Genomic DNA, 22,396 nt, shown 5'->3' on the forward strand with positions numbered 1-22,396 from the left:
TCACCAATAAAAAAGAGGACGCGGGTTGGTCATCTCCCTGTCAAGTAGACAGTAATAAAAAGAGTATTATGCCACGGCCTTTTCCCGATATTCTATCGGGGAAAGGCCGTGAAGTTTTTCTTGGAATCTTTCTGTATTATAAAACTGAATATATTCTTGAATTGCTCGGTAGGCCATTTCATATGTTTTTGGGCACACTAAATACAACTTCTCTGTTTTTAAATGTGAGAAGAATGATTCAATACACGCATTATCAAAACAGTTTCCACGTCTAGAATGACTACCGATAAATCCTAATTTCTCTAACTGTTTTGCGTAGGATTTAGATGTATATTGAAACCCTTGATCTGAATGGAAAAGGGGCTTAGTAGTTAATGACTTCCCTTCTAATTGACGTAATGTAGTTAAAACCAAATCTAAATCATTTCTTGAAGATAGCTTCCAGGCAACAATTTCATTGTTGTATAAATCTAACACAGCTGACAAATAGGCAAATTGTTCTCCGATTCGTACATAAGTAATATCTGTTACGAATTTTTGATTTTGCTTTTCAGCTTGAAACTCTCGATTCAAATGATTTTTAAATACCACAGATGTTTTTCTTCCATAAAACGGACGTTTTTTTCGAATGATAGATTGAATACCCAGCTCTCTCATAAGACGACGAACACGTTTATGATTCATTACCATTCCTTCTCGAGCCAAAGCACGAGTCATACGTTTATACCCATAGTAAGGGTGCTGACGATGAATAGATAAAATATGTTCTTTATGCCACATATCCCTTTTCTGACGTAAACGCTGCACGTTATGATATTTCCGCCATTTATAGTAGCCAGCCTTAGAAACCTCCGCGATTTGAAGCAACCATCGGAGTGGATAGGCTTGGCGTAATGAATCGATAAGAGAAAATCGTTCTTTCTTTAGGACCATTCCTTCCCGTGTAGATTTGGACTGCGCTTTTTTTAATACTCAACCTGTGCCTTCAAATAAGCATTTTCTTCTTCTAGACTATTAAAATTCTTTCGATTCCAGACACCACGTTGATCATCAAAGGACTCCCCTTGTTGCGCACGTTTTACCCACTCAATAATCTGGGCATCGCTCTTCACACCGAGTTGTTCACGAATTTCTCGCAATGATTTTCTCTCTTCTAATCGAAGACGAACTGCTTCTCGCTTTAGTTCTTCTGTATATTTTTGAAATGATTGTCCTTTTCTTGCCATAAAAAAATCCCCTCCAGATAAAACAGCATTGAGTCCATCATATCAGATGGACTCTTTTTTTACTGTCTACCTATAGGGGATAATACCAGGTCGCGTCCTCTTTTTTATAAATCTTTCACTCTTAATACACGCATTGCATTTAACACTGCAAGTAGTGTCACACCAACATCTGAGAAAACAGCTTCCCACATTGTTGCAATACCAAAAGCACCAAGTAATAAAACGATCCCTTTTACACCTAGAGCAAAGATGATATTTTGCCACACTATACTTCTTGTACGTTTTGCAATTTTTACAGCTGTCGCAATTTTTGAAGGCTCATCAGTCATAATAACGATATCTGCCGCTTCAATTGCTGCATCTGATCCTAAACCACCCATCGCAATACCAACGTCTGCACGGGCTAATACTGGTGTATCGTTAATACCGTCACCAACGAAGGCAATTTTTTCTTTTCCGTGCTTCGCTGCATCAATTTTTTCGATCTCTTCTACTTTTTGTTGTGGTAGTAATTCCGCACGAACTTCATCTAAGCCTAATTCTTTACCGACACCTTCACCAACTGGTTTTGCATCACCAGTTAACATTACTGTCTTTTTAATACCTAGTTCTTTTAACTTTTGAATCGCTTGTTTCGAATCCTCTTTTACCTCATCAGAGATAACAATATAACCTGCATATCTTCCATCTACAGCAACGTGAACTAATGTACCTACTGTTTCTGGTTGCTTAAATTCAATATTTTCTTTTCTCATTAATTTTGCATTACCTGCAAAAATTTCTTTTCCTTGTACTTTTACGACTGTACCGTGACCAGAAATTTCGTTATAATCATCGATTATTTTTTCATCAATTGATTTTCCATATGCCTTTCGAATAGATTGGGCAATTGGATGGTTAGAATATACTTCAGCAAATGCCGCATACTCTAATAACTCTTCACTTGTAGTACCTTCGCTCGGTTCCATTTTTGTAACTTTGAAAACACCTTTTGTTAATGTTCCTGTTTTGTCAAAAACAATATATTTTACATCATTTAAAGCTTCTAAATAGTTACTACCTTTTACTAACACACCACTTTTAGATGCACCACCGATACCTCCAAAGAATCCAAGAGGAATGGATACAACTAACGCACATGGACAAGAGATTACTAAGAACACTAAAGCTCTATAAATCCACTCAGAGAATGTAGCTCCTTCTAAAATAAGTGGTGGAATAAACGCCATGATCGCCGCTGTAATAACTACAACTGGAGTGTAGTAACGTGCAAACTTCGTAATAAAGTTTTCCGTTGGTGCTTTTTTACTGCTTGCATTTTGAACTAAATCTAAAATTTTCGATACAGTGGATTCACCGAATTCTTTTGTAACTTCAATTGTCAACACACCATTTTGGTTCACAAAGCCACTTAATACATCATTTCCAACTTCTACTTCACGTGGTACAGATTCACCTGTTAATGCTGAAGTATCTACCATTGATGTTCCTTCAATTACTTTTCCGTCTAACGGCACTTTCTCACCTGGCTTAACGATAATATAATCGCCAATTTGTACATCTTCTGGTGATACTTGCTTCGTTTCATTTCCAACCTTTACATTCGCATAATCAGGACGAATATCCATTAATGAAGTAATTGATTTTCGGGAGCGGTTTACCGCAATACTTTGGAATAGTTCTCCTACTTGATAAAATAGCATTACTGCTACAGCTTCAGAATATTGTTGAATTGCAAAAGCTCCTACAGTTGCAATTGCCATTAAGAAGTTTTCATCAAATACTTGGCCACGAGTTATGTTTCTTATCGCTCTCCAAACGATATCTCCACCTATTAATAAATAAGCAAGGACGAATAACGGAATTGTTACCATTTGTGGTAAGCCCGCTAATGCAGCAATTGCTGTCAAAATTCCGCCGACCACTAATCTCCCTACCATCTTTTTCACATTTGCTTCACCATGATCGTGACTATGTCCGTGGTCATGACCGTTCTTCTCTTCACGAACAACTTTCACATCTGGTTCTAACTTTTGAACGACATTTGTTATATTTGCTACAGTCGCTTCTAGTTCTCTTTTATTCGCAACTTCTACTCGTAATTTCTTCGATACGAAATCAACAGTTGCTTCTGAGACAGCTGGCATTTCCTTCACTTTATTTTCAATTTTCATTGCACAGTTCGCGCAATCTAAACCTTCTAATATAAATACTTCTTTAGCAATTTTATTTTTTTGTTCTTCTTGAACTTTAATATGCGGTTCTAATTTTGTAACGAGTTGTTTTGCTTCCGTAACAACTTCGTTTTCTTTATTTTGTGCTGTTTCTAAGATCATTGTCTTTGTTGCGAAGTTTACAGAACAAGAATTTACTCCTTCTATATTCCCAACACCTTTTTCAATTTTCATTGCACAGTTCGCACAATCTAAACCTTCTAACATCAGTTTCTTTTTCACCAATGCTTCAGCCATCGTTCTCCCTCCTCGCGTTCTTTTATTCTTCTTCGTTTACGTGTTCAAACGCTTGCTCGAAGATATGAATTACGTGCTGGTCAGCTAACGAATAATAAACAACCTTTCCTTCTTTACGATTCTTCACAAGTTTCGCTTGCTTTAACACACGAAGCTGATGCGAAATAGATGATTGTGTCATTCCTAATAAATAAGCTAAATCACAAACGCACATTTCAGCTTCAAATAGCGCATGTAATATTCTCGTACGTGTACGGTCACCTAATACTTTAAATAGTTCTGCTACTTTACTTAAACTTTCATCAGTTGGAATTGTTTGTTTTACTTGCTCTACAACTTCTTCATGAATTATCGTTTGAGAACATGTCTCTTGTGGTGTTTCTACTTTATTTCCAGCCATTATAGCTCACCTCTTTAATTGAACATATGAACAATCATTCATATATCTTATACTCTTATTATATGAGCGCCCACTCATATGTGTCAATGAAATCTGAATTTTTTTTATGAACATTCCGTTCACATTTTAATAAGTCGTATACATATTTTCCGCACTCTCTATATTCTCATACAAAAAAGGATGCACAATTCGCACACCCCTTTTTACTTACTTTTCATTTTTCACCGCATCCACAATTAAAGAAACAAATCCTAAATGATTATCCCGATTTCTATGGTCAAAACGTTTCGAACGATAAATAAATCCATCTTTCTCATTCCAATCATTATAGTGAAACTTACCATTCTCATCACAGTATTCTAAGAGCCTTACTTGAAAACCTGCTGATTCAAACATGGACGTGATTGTTTTATAGCTATGAACAATTTTATGACTTGCTGCAGGATGATCTAATGGACCAGGTCCACCTACTTGTACCCCTTGCTGATATTCTTCATCTGGAAAAAATGCATCTGGTACTGCACAACGAATATATCCATTCTCCATTAAAAACTCATAACAAATTTTTGCAGCTTCAATTCCTTCTTCATATGATAAATGCTCCCATACATGTTCTGCCAAAATTACTGATAAAGAATTAGGTTGAAATTTATCAAGCCAAGTTTCTCTCCGTAATAAATTTAATTCTTCTTCATTCGTATGTAACCAACCAGGGTTATTATTATAACCCTCTGCGCCAACAACAACTTTTGCTTCTTCCATTTCGCTCCCACCCTTTTTTCATATTCCGACAGAAAAATTCGACAAAATAATATACATTCCCTTTATTTCAACAAAAGAAAAAGCCTTGCGCGCTCCCTAGACGCACAAGGCTTACTGTGTTTATATCCCTTTAATTAGCTTGTTCTAAATTATCCTGCGAACTTCCATCGTCTTTTAAATGACTATGTTTTTTCGAATAAACAAAGTATACAACTACTCCGATTGCTAACCAAGCACCGAAGTACATCCATGTTTTTAATGGTAGGTTTACCATTAAGAATAGACAACATGCAATTGAAATAATCGGCAAGATCGGTACAAGTGGTACCATAAATCCACGTTGTAATTTTGGATGTGTTTTACGAAGAATAATAACTGACACACCAACCATCGCAAATGTTAACAACGCTCCAATATTCGCTAAATTCGACAATTCTTTCAAATCGATAAATCCAGCAATTAAAGCACTACCAATTCCTGTTAACCAAACTGTAAATGTTGGTGCTTCTGTCTTTTTATTAATTTTCGCGAAAGATTCTGGCAATAAACCGTCACGGCTCATAGCGAAGAATACACGTGTCGTTGCATAAATGTAAGCAAAAATTACTGCCATAATACCAATTACAGCTCCAATTGCGATTATACCAGCTACTTTATCTTGTCCTACAACTTCTAACACATACGCCATCGCTTCCGGTACATCTAGCTCTTTATATGAAACCATACCCGTCATAACGAGACAAACTACAACATAAATGATTGTACAAATGACTAACGAAGCGATAATACCAATCGGTAGATCACGTTGCGGATTTTTTACTTCTTCAGCAGAAGTTGCTAATGCATCAAATCCTAAGAAAGCAAAGAATACTGCTGCTCCCCCCGCGAAAACTCCACTTAAACCATACGGTGCAAATGGTATCCAGTTTTCTGGTTTCACGTAGAATACACCAACTGCAATGAATAAAACAACGATACCAATTTTAATTAATACCATTATGTTATTCACTCGTTTACTTTCTTTCGTACCTCTTGATAATAACCAAGTTATAACTAATGTAACGATAACTGCTGGTAAATTCACTATACCACCTTGAGACGGAATCGTTAGCAGTGCTTTTGGAATTTCAAGCCCTAATCCACTCACTAAGTTATGGAAGTAACCAGTCCATCCGCCAGCTACTGCGGCAGTCGTTACAACATATACGGATAGTAATGTCCATCCCATTAAATGAGCTACAAACTCACCAATTGTTGCATATGAGTATGTGTACACACTACCTGAAACAGGAAGTGTAGAAGCAACCTCTGCGTAACATAATGCTGCAAATCCACAAACGATGGCTGCAATCATGAATGAAAAAATAACTGCTGGACCAGCATCTCTTGCTGCTACTAATCCAGTTAATACTAGAACTCCTGTACCAATTATCGCACCAATCCCTAGCATTGTTAGGTCAAATGCCCCTAGCGTTTTCGTCAAAGTTTTACTTTTACTTTCCCCTAACAATTGCGTAACGGATTTCTTTTTAAATAGGTTGGCCACGATGTATGCCCCCTTTTGCCAAGAAGAGCTAAGAGATCTTCACTCTTAGCTCTTATCATGTTGTTTTATATATTGTTCGATTTTGTTTTGTATAATGCTTCTATTAGCAAGATACTGTTTCTGCTTCTAATAATTCTTTAGCACCTTTGTACTCTACACCGTGAGCTTCTGCAACTGCTTCGAATGTTACATAGCCATCTAATGTGTTAATACCTTTTAGTAATGCAGTGTTACCTAGGCAAGCTTCTTTGTAGCCTTTGTTAGCAATTTGTACTGCATATGGTACTGTTACGTTTGTTAATGCAAGAGTTGATGTACGTGGAACCGCACCTGGCATGTTTGCAACTGCATAATGAACAACGCCGTGTTTTTCATAAGTTGGGTTATCATGAGTTGTAATACGATCAGTTGTTTCGAAAATACCACCTTGGTCAATCGCGATATCTACAACAACAGAACCTGGTTCCATTGATTTAATCATTTCTTCTGTTACAAGTTTTGGAGCTTTTGCACCTGGGATTAATACTGCACCGATTACAAGATCAGACTCTTTAACAGCTTCTGCAATATTGTAAGGATTAGACATTAAAGTTTTTACTTGGTTTCCGAAAATGTCATCTAATTGACGAAGACGTTCTGCACTTAAGTCGATGATTGTTACATCCGCACCTAGTCCAACTGCAATTTTAGCAGCATTTGTACCAGCTTGTCCACCACCGATGATTGTTACTTTACCACGTTTAACCCCTGGAACACCTGCAAGTAAGATACCTTTACCGCCTTTGTTTTTCTCAAGGAATTGTGCACCAATTTGTGCAGCCATACGACCAGCTACTTCACTCATAGGTGCAAGTAATGGTAATGAACGGTTTTCTAATTGTACTGTTTCATATGCGATAGAAACAACTTTTTTCTCGATTAAAGCTTTTGTTAATTCTGGCTCTGGAGCTAAGTGTAAGTATGTGAATAAGATTAAGCCTTCACTGAAGTGTTTGTATTCGCTTTCAATTGGTTCCTTAACTTTCATAACCATTTCCATGTTCCAAGCTTCTTCAGCTGTATCAACAATTTTTGCTCCCGCTTCCACATACTGAGCGTCTGTGAAACCAGACCCTAAACCTGCACCCTTTTGAATGAATACTTCGTGATTGTTACGAATTAAATGTACAACACCTGCTGGTGTCATTGCCACACGGTTTTCGTTGTTTTTAATTTCTGCTGGTACCCCAATACGCATAATGAAATGCCCCCTTATAATTAACAGAAAAAAGAGATTCTTTTTTCTTTTTGTAATAATTAATAACTTATGTCCTTATTCTAGCATAACTTAAAAGTTATGAAAACGCTAACATACCATTTTCCTAAAGTTTTTATATTTAGAATAGTGTAAATATATAAAACATTGATTCTATTAGGGGTTTCGTGTCATTTCATTATCTTTCACTCTATTTTTATTATACTGCTTCAAAATAAACAGCAATCATTTATTATTTGACAATAATGTAACAATGTAAGAAACCTAAGTGATAACGTATACATATACAGTTATTACTTTACTCAATACTTTAGAGATATATTCTTTTCACAAAAAAACAGCTGCTAGCATTTAGCCAGCAGCTGGGTAACTTATAAATAACTTAGAAAATAAATCATCTGTCGTTTCAGTAATTTTATCAAACAGATCACTTTCTTCCGCTTCTTGCTCTTTTAACATCTTAATTGTTTCACGTGCATCTTCAGGGTAATCGGTTATGATACCATCTACGTTCAACTTATAATATGCCTTTAAATTTTCCATATCATTTACTGTCCATACGTAAATTGGTTTGTTTAACTTCCTTGCTTCTTTTACTAATTTCTTATTTAACATATATTCTTCTGCTACGTAAAAGTCAGCCTTCACATTCTTTAAGTTAGCTCTACTTGCATACAATATATACCCTACTTTTATATCTGGATTTGCACGCTTAAACTCTTTAATAAGTGGATAGTGTAACGTTTGAATTACACATTGCTTCTCAAATTCATTATCTTTAATCGTTTTTAAGACTTTGTTTACAAAATCTTTTTCGCCCCCATGAAGCTTCACTTCTATATTAAGTTTGATTTTGCCATTTGCTAGCTTAATGATTTCATCAAGTGTACTTATTTGTCCTGAAAGTCCATCTTGACTAAGGGTAAGTTGCCTTAACTCCGCCATCGTTAAATCTGACACATGCACATTGGCATTTGCGAGACGTTTCAGCTTCAAATCATGTATAACCGCTAGTTCACCGTCTTTCGTTTGTAATACATCTATTTCAGCGTAGTCTGCTTTTGCATCAATAGCACCTTGCACAGCTTCTTTCGTATTTTCTACGCCTTTTGATATATACCCGCGGTGCGCCATAATAATCGGTTCTTTATACGAATTTGAAATAAACGTTACAATGAAGGCAACGACCATTCCGGCAGTAATAATTCCTACAATGTATACGCCAATGAATTTCCAACGATGTTTTTGGAAAAAACATTTATCTGCTTTCGTTTTCGAATAATCTAATCCTTCTTCTAATAAAACATCCTCAACCGGTACCTTTTGTAAGTATAATCGCGTAATCGCCATAATATAAAATGGCGTCACGATAAAGCTGAATAAATACAATGTGCTCGTTAAAAATACAGAAATCGTTGATTCAGCTAATAATGCAAATGTTCCTTTCGGGTTTGTAAATTCATAAACACCCCATAGGCACAATAAATATATTCCCAAAAACACGACATATACAATTCCAATTGAAATAAAAAACCCTACTAAAAAGAATAGTACTTTAAAAAAGCTTTCATTTACTAAAGTTGCACTTTTACGTGCTGCCACGCGAAATGGTTTTTGCTCTAAAACAACAATGGGTAGAACGAAAATCCATCGAAGATTCAAATACGCGACTACAGCAAAGAACGTGTAATAACCAACTTGTCCCATCGTTGTCTTAAACAGTTCTCCTGTAATAAAGTTAGGAATTTGAATTTGCGGGATTAATGCCGTTTCATATCCCATATTTAAAAGAGGCAACAATACGACAGCATATAAAATAAATCCTGGTAAGCAATATGTAAAAAGAGTAGGTAAATACGTTACCGTTTTATATAAAATCGGACGTAATTTCACCTTCTGTCTTTTATGAGCGAAATACGAAATAATAATAAGCACCGCAAATTCTGTAAAGATAAGAAACAGTGCTAACAATGATAAAATTACGATTGCTAAGATGCCATAAGGCGTCTTTAAAAACGCTAATAATTCATCATTTGTCGCATTTGCATAACCAGCAAAATACAATAACTTATTAAAAATGATTCCAAATAGTGGAACAAACACAATCGCTGCTAATAATTTATAAGCAAGTTGAAAAGTTAATACATTCCAAAAAGCAAATTTAACTGTTTGAAAGGAATGTCTCATTACTCCTGGTATAGATAGTTTTTTACGGTGTTGCATATATTCCTCCAAATTCTAAAACGGTATTTGAGATGGATTCCATATTTCAAGTTCTAATCCATCTTTTTAATAATAATATATTCCGCTTAACATGAACACTCTTATACATATAATGAAAAAAGTGATGGCTACTTCCCATCACTTTTTCATTTATTCTATTTTTTCTCTAGGCCTTGTCCAAATGCTTTCAAGAAGCTAAAACCGAATGTAATAGCTCTATTGATATCAGGATCTTTTAATACTTTAAAGAAATCCATTACTTTTGTTTTTTTACCACTATTTAATTCATCTGTTGCAAATTGCAATCCTGTAACTAAACTTGACGTAATTTGCTTCGTTATTTCTGGATCAACTGAAGATAACGCTTCTCCTGCCCCCATCATATTGTTGAGTGCATTTTTAACTGGTTCACGATTTAATTGCTCCACAGCGATTTTTGAAACATCTTCCTTCGCAGCAAGTAAACTAATTGCTGCATCTAATATACCAGCCTTCTGCAACTGTGCTAAAAGCTGCATCGTTTCTTCTACTGCTTCACGATTATTAGATAACTCATTTAGAAGTTCAGCTGCTACTTGCTGTTTCTGTTCTTCCTCTGTTACAACTTTCTTTTTAATTACAGTAATTTCTTTCGCCACTATCTCCGCCCCCTAGTCCACAAGTGATACGTATTGTTTTCTTTGCCATTTTTGCTGGATTTCAACACCATTTTGCGGATTACGCTTTTTATCTCTCGGGTTTGAAGATGGTAACGGACGATTCCCTTTTTCACGTAGTACACGCATCTTTACCATCGTTTGTTTGTACGCTGGTGTACACGTATAAAGATCTGTCGCCGTTCCAGTTAAAATATTGATTGCCTCTTCATTTACCGTTGCATGCATCGGTAAATATAGCTCTTTCCCCGTTACACGATCTGTAACAAGTGCCTGTACTTTAATTTTCCCAAATGGTGATGCTAATTCTACAAGACCACCATCTTTCACATTGCGCTCTAGGGCAAGTTCAGGCGAGATTTCAACGAACACTTCAGATACTTTAGATAAAATACCAGCCGATTTATTCGTCATATTCCCTTCATGGAAATGTTCTAACATACGACCATTATTTAAAAGTAAATCATACTCATCTGGCGCTACAACTGGTGGTACCCATTCATCTAATGATAGACGAGCTAGTTTATCCGGGAAGTTAAATCCATGCACATATAATAGCGGTGTATCGCTACCATCATGGCTACCCCAACATAAACTATTCCATCCTTCTAAACGATCGTATGTTGCCTGAGAATATAAAGGTGCAAGCGATGCAATTTCATCCATGATTTCACTTGGACTTTCATAATTCCAGTCCCCGCCAAGTGCACGAGCTACTTTTTGTAAAATCCACCAGTCTGGCTTTGAATCACCAAGCGGCTTCAATACTTCATATAATCTTTGAATACGGCGCTCTGTATTCGTAAATGTTCCCTCTTTTTCTAAGCTTGGTGCTGCCGGTAAAATAACATCAGCAAAACGAGCTGTTTTCGATAAGAACATATCTTGAACAACAAGGAAATCTAAATTCGCTAAAATATGTTGTACATGGTTGGCATTCGAATCTACTAAAGCCATTTCTTCACCCATAACATACATACCACGCAGTTTTCCTTCATCTGCCGCAAGTAACATTGCAATATTATTTAAACCTGGTGCTTTCGGAATTGTAGTACCGTATGCTTTTTCAAATTTCGCACGGAGCGCATCATCTGAAACCGCTTGGTAACCTGGAAGCCAGTTTGGTAATGTTGCCATATCACAAGCGCCTTGTACGTTATTATGTCCGCGTAATGGATATGCTCCTGCACCAGGACGACGATAGTTACCCGTAACAAGCAATAGATTTGAAATTGCTGCTGAAGTTGTACTTCCTCCAGTATTTTGAGTTACCCCCATTCCCCAAAGTACACAAGTACCATCTGCTTCATATACCATACGAGCCATTTCTTTCAGATTTTCTTTCGAAATCCCCGTAATTTCTTCTGTATAATCAAGCGTATACTTTTCTACCATTTTGCTATATTCATCAAAATTCTTCACATTTTCAGCTATGAACTTTTTATCGTGCCAATCTTGATCAATAATATATTTCGTAATACCAGCGAGCCATACGTAATCAGTTCCTTGGCGCGGATGAATGAATAAATCCGCACGCTCTGCCATTTCATGTTTACGAAGGTCTGCCACAATTAATTTTTGGTCATGTAATTTATGAGCACGTTTTACACGCGTTGCAAGTACAGGATGTCCTTCTGTTGGATTTGCTCCAACGATAATGACAAGGCCTGCTTCCGCAATATCTTTCACTGTTCCAGCGTCCCCGCCCATACCGACAGTTTTAAATAAACCGTCTGTTGCTGGAGATTGACAATAACGGGAACAATTGTCTACATTATTCGTTCCATATATTTGACGGGCTAGTTTTTGCATAAGATAATTTTCTTCATTCGTTACTTTCGAAGAAGAAATAAATCCAAATGCATCACTTCCATATTCTGATTTAATATGCTGCATATTGGATGCAACAACTTCCAGAGCCTCTTCCCATGAAGCTTCAACAAACGTATCTCCTTGGCGAATTAATGGCTTTGTAATACGATCTTCACTGTTTACAAAATCCCATCCAAATTTGCCTTTTACACATGTGGAAATACCGTTAACCGGCGCATCTGAAACAGGCTGCACTTTCAAAATGTGGCGGTCTTTCGTCCATACTTCAAATGAACAACCTACACCACAAAATGTACAAACTGTTTTTGTTTTATTCACTTTCGTCTTACGCATCGCAGCCTCTACTTCTGAAACTGCTAAAATACTACTATATCCCGGCTCTACATCCTTTACAAAATCAATCATCGGATCTAACACATCCGGTTTCAATCCTGTCATGAATCCAGCTTCACCCAGCATTGTTTTTTCCATTAACGCATTACATGGACATACTGTTACACACTGCCCACAACTTACACAAGATGAGTCATTTATACTTACACCATTGTCCCATATAACACGTGGACGGTCTAAGCTCCAATCAATCGATATAGTTTCATTCACTTGTAAGTTTTGACATACTTCTACACACTGCCCACAAGCAATACATTGATTTGGATCATATCGATAAAATGGATGTGACATATCCACTTCACACGCACTTACTTTTGGCTCATACGGATATTTCTGTTCCTCAATTCCCATCATATGTACTGTATTATGGACTTTACAGTTACCATTATTGTTATCACAAACGGTACAATACAATAGATGATTTTCTAATATTCGATCCATTGCCTCAGTCTGTGCCTCTTTTGCACGCTGGGACTGTCTTTCGATATGCATACCGTTCTCTAATTTCGTTGAACAAGCACGCAATAACTTTCCATTTACTTCTACAATACACGTATCACAAGTTTGAATTGGATCTACTTCTGGTACATGACAAATTTGAGGATGTTCCAAATTACTCTCGTTAAATAATTGTAGTATCGTCTTTTCACCTGATGCAGAAAATTCTTTACCATCGACGGTTACACGGACTGTCTGTTCTGCCATAGTTTCCCCTCTCCTTACAACCAACTGTACAACACAACTATGAATCCGTTTTCAAAATCGCATTACTGTACATATTTTTGAAACGCTCTACCCAAATACTTTCTTATGAAGTCGATTCTAGATGTTATAAGGTATAACTACGAAAGCTTGAAAATATCACTATTCTACAGTTCTATTATATCGTACATATACAATAATAACCAAAATAATCTGTGATCTTCTTTTTAATAGGTGTTTTTATTTTTTCCATTGTTTTATGATAAATGTGGGAGAGAAATACATATAAAAGGGGAATTAAATATGGGGCCTACGCAAGAGACTTATACAATTGTACGTTATCAATCTGGTACATTTTCAAAACAACTTGATGAGATTGTTACAGAATCTCCTATTACTATTAAATTGAATGGTGAAGAATATGTAACAGTCGTATGCACACCAAATTATATTGAAGATATGGTAATTGGTTTTTTAATTTCTGAGGGGATTATTTCTTCCTATAAAGATGTTGAAGAACTATGGGTTCAAAAAGATAACGGAATTGTCCATGTAAAATCATCAAAAGTGAATCCGCTCTATCAAACTTTATATAATAAACGATACATCACTTCTTGCTGCGGAAAAGGTAGACAAGGTTTTATTTTCGTAAACGACGCAGCAAAAGCAAAAGACTTACATGATATACATGTAAAAATTACTCCTGAAGAATGCTTTCATTTAATGAATACCTTGCAACAATCTTCTACTACATTTCGCCAAACTGGCGGTGTTCACAATACCGCGCTATGTGATCGAAACAATATCCTCCTATCAAGAATGGATATTGGAAGACATAATGCATTAGATAAAATATATGGTCATTGTTTGCGTAACAATATATCCATTAAAGGAAAAATCATCGCATTTAGCGGACGTATTTCATCCGAAATTTTACTCAAAGTTTCAAAAATCGGATGTGAAATTGTTCTATCTAAATCCGCTCCAACAAAACTGGCATTGCAACTTGCCCATGATTTAGGCATTACAGTCGTAGGGTTTATTAGAAATGAATCTTGTAATATTTACACACATCCAAAACGAATTGATGGCTATCAATCCAATGTTTAAAAAATAACTCCTCAATCGAGGAGTTATTTTAGTTATAAAAATGTAACATATTAAACACTTGAATAGTTAACAAAGTTAATATATAATTTCATTACATAATTAAAACAAAACATTGTAGCATATATCTTTTCATTCTTTTACAAATTAAAAGAGAATACTAACAAAACATATACTCAATCTTATAAAAGTAATGGATTTATTTGAAATCCACCAGGGAGGTTACAACTATGGAAATTCGCTTATTAACAACAGAGGACGCAGAAATATATTTAAAAGTTTGTATGGAAGGTTTAACGAAGAATCCGGAAGCTTTTAGCTCTTCTTATGAAGATGTTCTTAAACATGAAAATCCTGTGGCTGCTATGGCTAAACGATTAAGCAATCCGGATAAGTATACTCTAGGTGTCTTCAAAGATAATGATTTAATTGGTATCGCTACTTTAGAAACAAAACCATTTATTAAACAAGAACATAAAGCAAAAATTGGCTCCGTTTTTGTTTCTCCAAAAGCACGTGGTCTCGGAGCAGGACGAGCTCTAATTAAAGCAATTATTGAAAATGCCGATAAATTACATGTAGAACAACTTATGCTCGATGTTGTAGTTGGTAACGATGCAGCAAAAAAATTATATGAGTCATTAGGTTTCCAAACTTACGGCGTACAAGAGCGTTCATTAAAACATAACGGTCAATATTGGGACGAGGAACATATGGTTCTGTTCTTAAATGATTAATACTTCAATATAAAGTGAAACTTTACTCAGTGGGTGATTTTTCCATCCCCTACTGAGTATTAGCTGAACCAATCGGGCTTTTGCGGGGTAGTTTTCCAAAAACATCTTTCTTAATAAGAAAGATGTTTTTTTGCATTACAACAATGTAATCTTCATGTCACCTTTATCGATCGTACCAATCCTTACCATTTATTATACTAAAAATATAAAGTGAAACTTTACTCAGTGGGGAACTACATCCCACGCTGATCGCATGTACTTGATATGTAGAGGAGAATGTGACATGAAACAAAACAAACGAGCTATGCTTTTAATATTTACTACAGCAATTGTAACTTCTGGGTTAGCAATTTTACCTTGGTTTATCATATAGGAATACTCCCCTAACAATGAAAAAAGCTGATTGCTTCTTAAGAAGCAATCAGCTTTTTTTATATTATAAAATCCCCAAAATTTTATTTACGCAACTTATAATAATAACCATAGATACGGCAACGCACATGACAACCGTATTACGATCTTGCTTTTCTTTTTTTGAAATTTCTTCTTTTGAATTCATGTGTATGATCTCCTTTTAAAAAAAGTGTGAGATAGGAAATTTTTCTTATCCGATGCGAGGTGAATACGAAAACCCTCTCTATCTCACATACACAATAGAATGGAATTGTCATTTTATAAATAAAATGACATGACGTTATGTCGCAACATAGGGTATTTTGTGTCGCTACGTTTTTTATTATAAAAAATAGTTGTGCAAAACTAGTGCATTTTTTATGTCAATTACTCCGAGCGAAAAAATCATCCCTCCATTCAATCACATAAAAAGAGTTTTTTATTATTTTCATGTAAACTATACAAGTAGAATGAACAGTTTGGGGTGCACAAGATTATGATAAAAATTTTATTAGTAGACGATGAAGAACGTATGTTACGATTATTAGATCTATTCTTAAGCCCTCGCGGCTATTTTTGTATGAAAGCTACCTCTGGCCTTGAAGCACTAAAATTAATCGAACAAAAAGAATTCGATATTATTTTATTAGATGTTATGATGCCGAATATGGATGGATGGGATACTTGCTATCAAATTCGTCAAATTTCTAACGTTCCTATCATTATGTTAACAGCTCGCAACCAAAACTACGATATGGTGAAAGGCCTCACGATGGGTGCAGATGATTATATTACAAAACCATTTGATGAGCATGTATTAGTCGCACGAATCGAGGCTATATTACGCCGTACAAAAAAAGATGGCTTTGTTAGTTTCAATGGTATTGAGTGGGATAAAACGAAACATACCGTCACAGTGTACGATGAAAAAATCTCGCTAACTCCTATCGAATTTTCGTTACTCGGACTATTTTTGCAAAATACAAACCGTGCTTATAGCCGAGATGATTTAATCGAAAAAATTTGGGGCTATGAAACAGATATCGAATATAGAACAATTGATTCACACATTCGTAATATCCGTGATAAACTACGCAAAAAAGGATTTCCGATTGAAGATTACCTAGAAACGGTCTATAAAGTCGGATATAAATGGAAAAGTGAATAATTACTTCGGTCAGTGGGAAATCGTATACCACTGACTCTTTATTATGAATAAGGTATGGTGAGAAAATGAGTAAACTTTCCCTTAAAATTGGGACATACTTTTTAATATTAGCTTTATGTATTGAAACAATTGCTTTCGTATCTTTTTATAAAAGCCTTTCAACAATGCGTGTGAAAGAAGAAACCGATGCTCTATTAGAGAAAGGTAATCGGTATCGTGATAAGATTGTAAACCGTGCAAGATGGAATGATCATTCTAAACAACAGCAATACACAGAACGTCCTAAACACCCTCGGTATCAGGATTTCACTATCGAGCATGCAGCTGAAGATTTAATCGGTTCCGAATTAATTGCTAATACTGATATCACAATCATTATAACTGACAATAACGGCAAAATTATTTCTAACTCAGAACCCATAACGAAAGAAATGCAAAAACAACTTATTTGTAAAACAAAATCTATTCCAAAAAGCGGGTTAATTGTAGAAAGAAACTGGAAAAAATCAAAATTCATCTCAACAGTAAGTCCACTTGAAATTCAAGGATTTCAAGGTAATTTACATATGTTATTAAAAACATCTTTCTTAGAAAAGATGTTACTTAAACTCCTGCATCAATTTCTTATCATTAGTATTTTGACGATTATTTTAACAACTATTTCTGTCTTTGTTTTTTCTAAACTTATTACAGATCCTCTTATAAAAATGAAGAGAGCGACAGAAAAAATGTCAAAATTAAACAAGCCAATTCAATTAGGTATTAAACGAAATGATGAACTCGGAAGTTTAGCAAAAACAATTGAAGATTTATCGAGTGAGCTTACGTATATGAAAAAAGAGCGCAATGAATTTCTCGCTAGTGTCGCTCATGAACTATTAACTCCATTGACCTATATGAAAGGTTATGCAAAGGTAGCAAAGAGAGACTCTTTAACAAAAGCGGAGCGAGAAGAATACTTACAAATCATTGAGGATGAAACGGATAGTGTAACCGATCTCGTCCAAGATTTATTTATGCTTGTACAATTAGAACAACACCAATTTGTTATAAAAAAACAAAAAGTGCTTCTTCAGCCATTTTTAGAACGAATGGTTGAAAAGACAAAAACAACATTAACGAATAAGCAAATGCAACTTCATGTATATTGCAAAGATGATTTAGAAGTTTGTATAGACGAAAGACGTATGGAACAAGTTATGTTAAATTTATTACACAACGCTTATCAACATTCGCCAGAAAACACATCCATTACGATACGTGTACTCATGGAAACAGATTCTTTTACAATAAGTGTACAAGATGAAGGTGAAGGTATTCCTGAAGAAGATATCCCGCATATTTTTGACCGTTTTTATCGTGTTGATAAATCCAGAACACGAGCTACAGGCGGAAAAGGCATCGGGCTAGCTGTTGCAAAGGAAATTGTAGAATTGCATAACGGTTCTATTCTAGTAACAAGCCAATTAGGAGCGGGAACAAACTTTATAATCGAGCTACCTTTTGAATAATATGCGTGTGAAAACACCAGTAGTAGTAAACACTACTGGTGTTATTTTGTTCATAAAAACAGCTCATATAAGCTAAGCTTTTGAAATTATTCTTATTTCAATATAAAATAAAGGTACATTTGCAAAGATTTGGAGGGTGATATAATTGGATATCCATGTATTAACAAAAGACGAAGCAGAAATTTACTTAGAACTTCGCGTAGAAGGATTAAAGCAAAACCCTGAAGCATTCAGCTCTTCTTATGAAGATATTATTAATAAAGAGTGTGCGATTGAATATAAAGCACAAAAATTAGCACAAGATGAAAACTATACGCTAGGTGCATTTAAAGATGGAAAATTAATCGGGGTTGCAACACTGGAAACGAAACCATATGTAAAACAAGAACATAAAGCTAAAATCGGTTCTGTATATGTATCTCCAAAAGCACGCGGACTTGGAGCAGGAAAAGCACTTATTAAAGAATGTCTTGAACTTGCTAAATCTTTAGAAGTAGAACAAGTTATGCTTGATGTTGTCGTCGGCAACGATGGAGCGAAAAAACTTTATGAATCATTAGGTTTTAAAACATTCGGTGTACAAGAACGTTCATTAAAATATAACGGACAATATTGGGACGAAGAGCATATGGTCTTATTCTTAGATGAAAATAAATAATAAAAAACATCCTCATGTTTGGAGGATGTTTTTTTACTTTCTTGTAAACCATGCCGTGTGTAATAATTGAATCGCTTTCGCAATCTCTTCCTCTGATAATATCGCAAACCCAAGTAAAACTACACTCTCAGGCGCCGTACCGTCTTTATAGTACGTAGACACAGGATATATTTTGATACTATATTTCGCAGCTTCTTGAATTAATTCTTCTTCCCGCATTCCATTATGCACTTTTAATAAAATGTGTAATCCCGAATCTTCTCCTATCACTTCAACACGATTAGAGAAATACTTCTCTATTTCAAAAACAAGTCGATCTCTCTTCTTTCGGTAGACGACACGCATTTTATGAATATGTTTTTCCCAATAGCCTTCATTTAAAAATCTTCTAATCACTTCTTGGTCCATTCTTGAAACACTTTGTGTGTAAAATAAATATTGCTGTTGATACTTTTTAATTAATTTCTTCGGCAACACCATATAACTCATCCGTAGCGATGGCAATAATGCTTTAGATAGCGTCCCCATATAAATAACTTTCCCCTCTGTATCTAACCCTTGCAGCGCCGGTATAGGCTTTCCAGAATAGCGAAATTCACTATCATAATCATCTTCAATAATATACCTGCTCTCTTCTTTCTTTGCCCATTGTAAAAGCTGCATCCTTCTCGTAATAGGCATAATCATTCCATATGGAAACTGATGGGAAGGTGTAACAAATACAACATTCGCATTGCTATTTTCTAAATCTGCAATACAAATTCCATCTCTATCTAAAGATAACATTTGGACTCTTGCTTCTCCCTGTTCAAAAACAACCATCTTTCTATGATACCCTGGGTTTTCAACTGCATAATTGCTTCCCTTTAACAATTGAAACAATAGTTTCACTAATATTTGTGTTCCCGCTCCTAATACAATTTGACTAGCTGAACAACGCACACCTCTAGATTCATACAAATAATTCGTAATCTCTTCTCTTAAGCTTGCTTCCCCTTGAGGGTGTCCTAGAAAGAGAAGTTCGTTATTATGCGGCTGCCATACTTCATTTACAATTTTCCGATACATATTAAATGGAAAAGCATTTGTATCAATTCCTGTTTGTGTAAAGTCAAATTTATAACGCTTCTCCTGAAACGGGACTTCTTCTATCCTCTCTTCGCTATCCTCTACATGAACCATTTGCTCAATCTTGCATACAAAATAACCTTTTCTCGATATCGACTCAATATAACCTTCTGCAAGTAATTGTTCGTACGCTGCCTCTACTGTATTTTTACTTACCTGTAAATGTATCGCTAACTTTCGCTTAGCCGGTAATTTCGTAAAAGGGACAATTGATCCATCTTTAATCTCTTTTTTTATATACTCATACAATTGCACATATAATGCCTTTTTACTATTCATATTTAAATTAGGCGTTAATTCTAACATAGTATCTGACCCCTTAATAAAACTAAAATCTGATACTTTTTACAGTACCAGATTTTATATATAATTCCTTTTATCATGTCACACATAAAAAATCAAATACTGGAGAGGAGAAACATGATAATGAACAATGGTAGACGTATCGGACTTATTATGATTATTACAGGGGCTACATTATGGGGATTATCTGGTCCAATGATTCAGTGGCTATTTCAGCATACTAATGTATCCTCAATTGATTTTTTAACAATTCGATTGTTGCTTGCAGGAATATTTATTTTGTCTTTCTTACTTATAAAGAAACAAAACATATTTCAAATTTGGAAACATCCTAGATATTCTATACAACTTATTATTTTCTCTATTCTCGGCATGCTCGGTGCACAATACGCCTTTATCGAAACGGTTCATATTAGTAACGCGGTCACTGCAACGCTATTTCAATTTCTAGGTCCTGTTCTTATTACCGTGTATGTTGCATTTGAACAAAGAAAATCCCCTGCTTCCATGCAACTATTCGCAATTATAGCCGCGCTAATAGGAACATACTTTATTATTACAAATGGCTCAATTGAAAATATTGTTTTATCTAAAGAAGCTATTATTTTTGGACTATTAACAGCAATCGGATTTGCATTTTATACCCTTCATCCGGCTTCTCTCATTAAAGAATGCGGGACAACTGTAGTAATTGGTTGGGGGATGTTAATCGGAGGAATTGCACTACTTATTTATAATCGTTCATTCGGGTGGAATCAATTTTCACAAACCCTTACACTGAAAACTTTTTCTATGCTTATTCTTATCATTGTTAGTGGTACCCTTTCTTTCCTTCTGTATATCGGTAGTCTTAAATATTTAGCAGCAACAGAAACAAGCATTTTATCTAGCATTGAACCCCTTGTAGCTGCCATCGTTTCAATCACTTGGCTAAATGAAGCTTTTGGAGCATACCAATTATTAGGCGGCGTATGTATCGTTCTGTCCGTTATTTTTTTGACGATGCCTCAAAAAGAAACCGAACCAACCTATACAACGGAACAAATATAAAATGAAACTTTAATTAGTGGGGCTATCTCCCACTGATTATTAACCTACACCAATCGGGCTTTACGGGATAAAAAATGTCAAAAGAGGTCGTACAAAACTTACGACCTCTTTTTATACTTTAAAGGAATTGTCCCGCCTTCTAGCAAATACAATTACACTAACAATAAAAACTAGGAGTGTGGCACCATGAAAAAAATCGGAACTATGCTACTTCTCTCCTTCCTCATCACTGGATGCACACAAGCACAACCTGATTCAAAAGCATCTAAAACTGCAGCTGTCGCAACGTCCAATCAAGTGAACGCACCTTCCTTCTTTCATCTTAGTGTTTTAAAAGATGTAAATTGGGAAGAAGCACCCTCATTCATAGACGGAAAAATACCTTTAAAAGGCATCGAAGGAAAAATCGCAATGGCTGATAGTCCTATTATCGCAAATGAACAAAATGAAATAATGTGGTACTTTCTAGATTCTGAAATACCAACTGGAAAATTGTCTATTATTGCGCTAAAACAAGGATCTGTAACGCCAACACCAGTACTCTTTCAAAAAGAAATTTCCAAACAAACTTGGACTACTTCAAATGCAATCAATTCTACTACAAGCGAACTCCCTCTCGCTATGTCACTACCTTCATCTGGATTATGGTTATTAAATATATATGTGCATGAAAAATATTATGATCAGTTTGTAATCACCGCTAAGTAAAGTGACAAAAATAAACCACTTTCTTACAACAATGTAATTTCTACGTCATGTACTTCGATAGTTGAATTATCTCTCTTCTCTTATACTTAAAGTAAGAAATGAACGAGGAGAGATGAGAGATGAAAAAAATGATAGAAGTAATCGTAGCAGTAACTGAGGTTTTAGT

At 35.4% G+C, this 22,396-nt stretch carries 18 protein-coding genes; 7 read left to right on the forward strand and 11 right to left on the reverse strand.

The features are described 5' to 3' along the window. Window positions 1-66: 66 nt before the first annotated feature. The 9 genes from ACQGSG_RS14490 to fdhF form a co-directional block, all read right to left on the reverse strand. Window positions 67-1,226, reverse strand: a protein-coding gene (locus ACQGSG_RS14490; RefSeq protein WP_325842757.1) for an IS3-like element ISBth8 family transposase whose coding sequence is annotated in 2 segments (ribosomal slippage) — window positions 67-968 and window positions 968-1,226 — 1,161 coding nt in all. Because the reading frame shifts where the segments join, the coding sequence is not laid out codon by codon here. Window positions 1,227-1,330: 104 nt separating this feature from the next. Continuing rightward, window positions 1,331-3,697: a heavy metal translocating P-type ATPase gene (locus tag ACQGSG_RS14495; RefSeq protein WP_426947550.1), complete on the reverse strand. Its 2,367-nt coding sequence runs from the start codon at window positions 3,695-3,697 to the stop codon at window positions 1,331-1,333. Between the two features lie 22 nt (window positions 3,698-3,719). Next, entirely contained in the window at window positions 3,720-4,097 is a 378-nt protein-coding gene (locus tag ACQGSG_RS14500) for an ArsR/SmtB family transcription factor (protein WP_000918378.1), read from the reverse strand. A 207-nt stretch (window positions 4,098-4,304) separates the two neighbouring features. After that, complete coding sequence (locus ACQGSG_RS14505; protein WP_000390572.1) at window positions 4,305-4,859, reverse strand: class I SAM-dependent methyltransferase; 555 nt, start codon at window positions 4,857-4,859, stop codon at window positions 4,305-4,307. A gap of 130 nt (window positions 4,860-4,989) precedes the next feature. Continuing rightward, window positions 4,990-6,405 (reverse strand): amino acid permease, encoded by a 1,416-nt coding sequence (locus ACQGSG_RS14510; RefSeq protein ID WP_001284887.1) that lies wholly within the window; start codon window positions 6,403-6,405, stop codon window positions 4,990-4,992. 103 nt (window positions 6,406-6,508) lie between these two features. Continuing rightward, window positions 6,509-7,642, reverse strand: coding sequence for an alanine dehydrogenase (gene ald, locus ACQGSG_RS14515; protein ID WP_001219744.1), 1,134 nt, complete (start codon window positions 7,640-7,642; stop codon window positions 6,509-6,511). Window positions 7,643-8,011: 369 nt separating this feature from the next. After that, window positions 8,012-9,883 (reverse strand): glycerophosphodiester phosphodiesterase, encoded by a 1,872-nt coding sequence (locus tag ACQGSG_RS14520; RefSeq protein WP_001164706.1) that lies wholly within the window; start codon window positions 9,881-9,883, stop codon window positions 8,012-8,014. A 155-nt stretch (window positions 9,884-10,038) separates the two neighbouring features. Continuing rightward, on the reverse strand, window positions 10,039-10,521 hold the full coding sequence (locus ACQGSG_RS14525) for a DUF1641 domain-containing protein (protein ID WP_001040535.1): 483 nt from the start codon (window positions 10,519-10,521) through the stop codon (window positions 10,039-10,041). Window positions 10,522-10,533: 12 nt separating this feature from the next. Continuing rightward, window positions 10,534-13,470 carry a formate dehydrogenase subunit alpha gene (fdhF, locus tag ACQGSG_RS14530; protein ID WP_135238739.1) on the reverse strand — a complete coding sequence of 979 codons (2,937 nt, stop codon included), beginning with the start codon at window positions 13,468-13,470 and terminating at the stop codon, window positions 10,534-10,536. Between the two features lie 300 nt (window positions 13,471-13,770). Here fdhF and fdhD point away from each other — a divergent pair, with 300 nt between their 5' ends. Continuing rightward, the gene (gene fdhD, locus ACQGSG_RS14535; RefSeq protein ID WP_098616464.1) at window positions 13,771-14,577 is read left to right on the forward strand and encodes a formate dehydrogenase accessory sulfurtransferase FdhD; all 807 of its coding nucleotides are present in this window, start codon (window positions 13,771-13,773) and stop codon (window positions 14,575-14,577) included. 227 nt (window positions 14,578-14,804) lie between these two features. Next, window positions 14,805-15,311 (forward strand): GNAT family N-acetyltransferase, encoded by a 507-nt coding sequence (locus tag ACQGSG_RS14540; RefSeq protein ID WP_000405883.1) that lies wholly within the window; start codon window positions 14,805-14,807, stop codon window positions 15,309-15,311. A gap of 436 nt (window positions 15,312-15,747) precedes the next feature. Here the strand turns inward: ACQGSG_RS14540 and ACQGSG_RS14545 are convergent, their stop codons facing one another. Then, window positions 15,748-15,870 carry a hypothetical protein gene (locus tag ACQGSG_RS14545; RefSeq protein WP_001085006.1) on the reverse strand — a complete coding sequence of 41 codons (123 nt, stop codon included), beginning with the start codon at window positions 15,868-15,870 and terminating at the stop codon, window positions 15,748-15,750. Window positions 15,871-16,200: 330 nt separating this feature from the next. On the opposite strand from ACQGSG_RS14545, the gene ACQGSG_RS14550 reads away from it, so the two are divergent. The 3 genes from ACQGSG_RS14550 to ACQGSG_RS14560 all read left to right on the forward strand — a co-directional run bounded on the left by ACQGSG_RS14550 (window position 16,201) and on the right by ACQGSG_RS14560 (window position 19,041). Then, entirely contained in the window at window positions 16,201-16,872 is a 672-nt protein-coding gene (locus tag ACQGSG_RS14550) for a response regulator transcription factor (RefSeq protein ID WP_065704902.1), read from the forward strand. A gap of 65 nt (window positions 16,873-16,937) precedes the next feature. Further along, window positions 16,938-18,383: a HAMP domain-containing sensor histidine kinase gene (locus tag ACQGSG_RS14555; RefSeq protein WP_065704903.1), complete on the forward strand. Its 1,446-nt coding sequence runs from the start codon at window positions 16,938-16,940 to the stop codon at window positions 18,381-18,383. Between the two features lie 145 nt (window positions 18,384-18,528). Beyond that, a complete protein-coding gene (locus ACQGSG_RS14560) occupies window positions 18,529-19,041 on the forward strand; it encodes a GNAT family N-acetyltransferase (protein WP_000351212.1) in 513 nt (170 codons plus the stop codon). A gap of 33 nt (window positions 19,042-19,074) precedes the next feature. On the opposite strand, the gene ACQGSG_RS14565 is transcribed toward ACQGSG_RS14560, so the two are convergent. Then, window positions 19,075-20,475: a PLP-dependent aminotransferase family protein gene (locus tag ACQGSG_RS14565; RefSeq protein ID WP_097814125.1), complete on the reverse strand. Its 1,401-nt coding sequence runs from the start codon at window positions 20,473-20,475 to the stop codon at window positions 19,075-19,077. A gap of 120 nt (window positions 20,476-20,595) precedes the next feature. Here ACQGSG_RS14565 and ACQGSG_RS14570 point away from each other — a divergent pair, with 120 nt between their 5' ends. Then, the gene (locus tag ACQGSG_RS14570; protein WP_325842755.1) at window positions 20,596-21,522 is read left to right on the forward strand and encodes a DMT family transporter; all 927 of its coding nucleotides are present in this window, start codon (window positions 20,596-20,598) and stop codon (window positions 21,520-21,522) included. A 186-nt stretch (window positions 21,523-21,708) separates the two neighbouring features. Next, window positions 21,709-22,230: a DUF4871 domain-containing protein gene (locus tag ACQGSG_RS14575; RefSeq protein WP_426947555.1), complete on the forward strand. Its 522-nt coding sequence runs from the start codon at window positions 21,709-21,711 to the stop codon at window positions 22,228-22,230. The last annotated feature ends 166 nt before the right edge of the window (window positions 22,231-22,396 follow it).

It is taken from the genome of Bacillus sp. GMa5/1, from assembly GCF_050172015.1.
In the GTDB taxonomy this organism is placed as follows: Bacteria; Bacillota; Bacilli; order Bacillales; family Bacillaceae_G; genus Bacillus_A; species Bacillus_A cereus.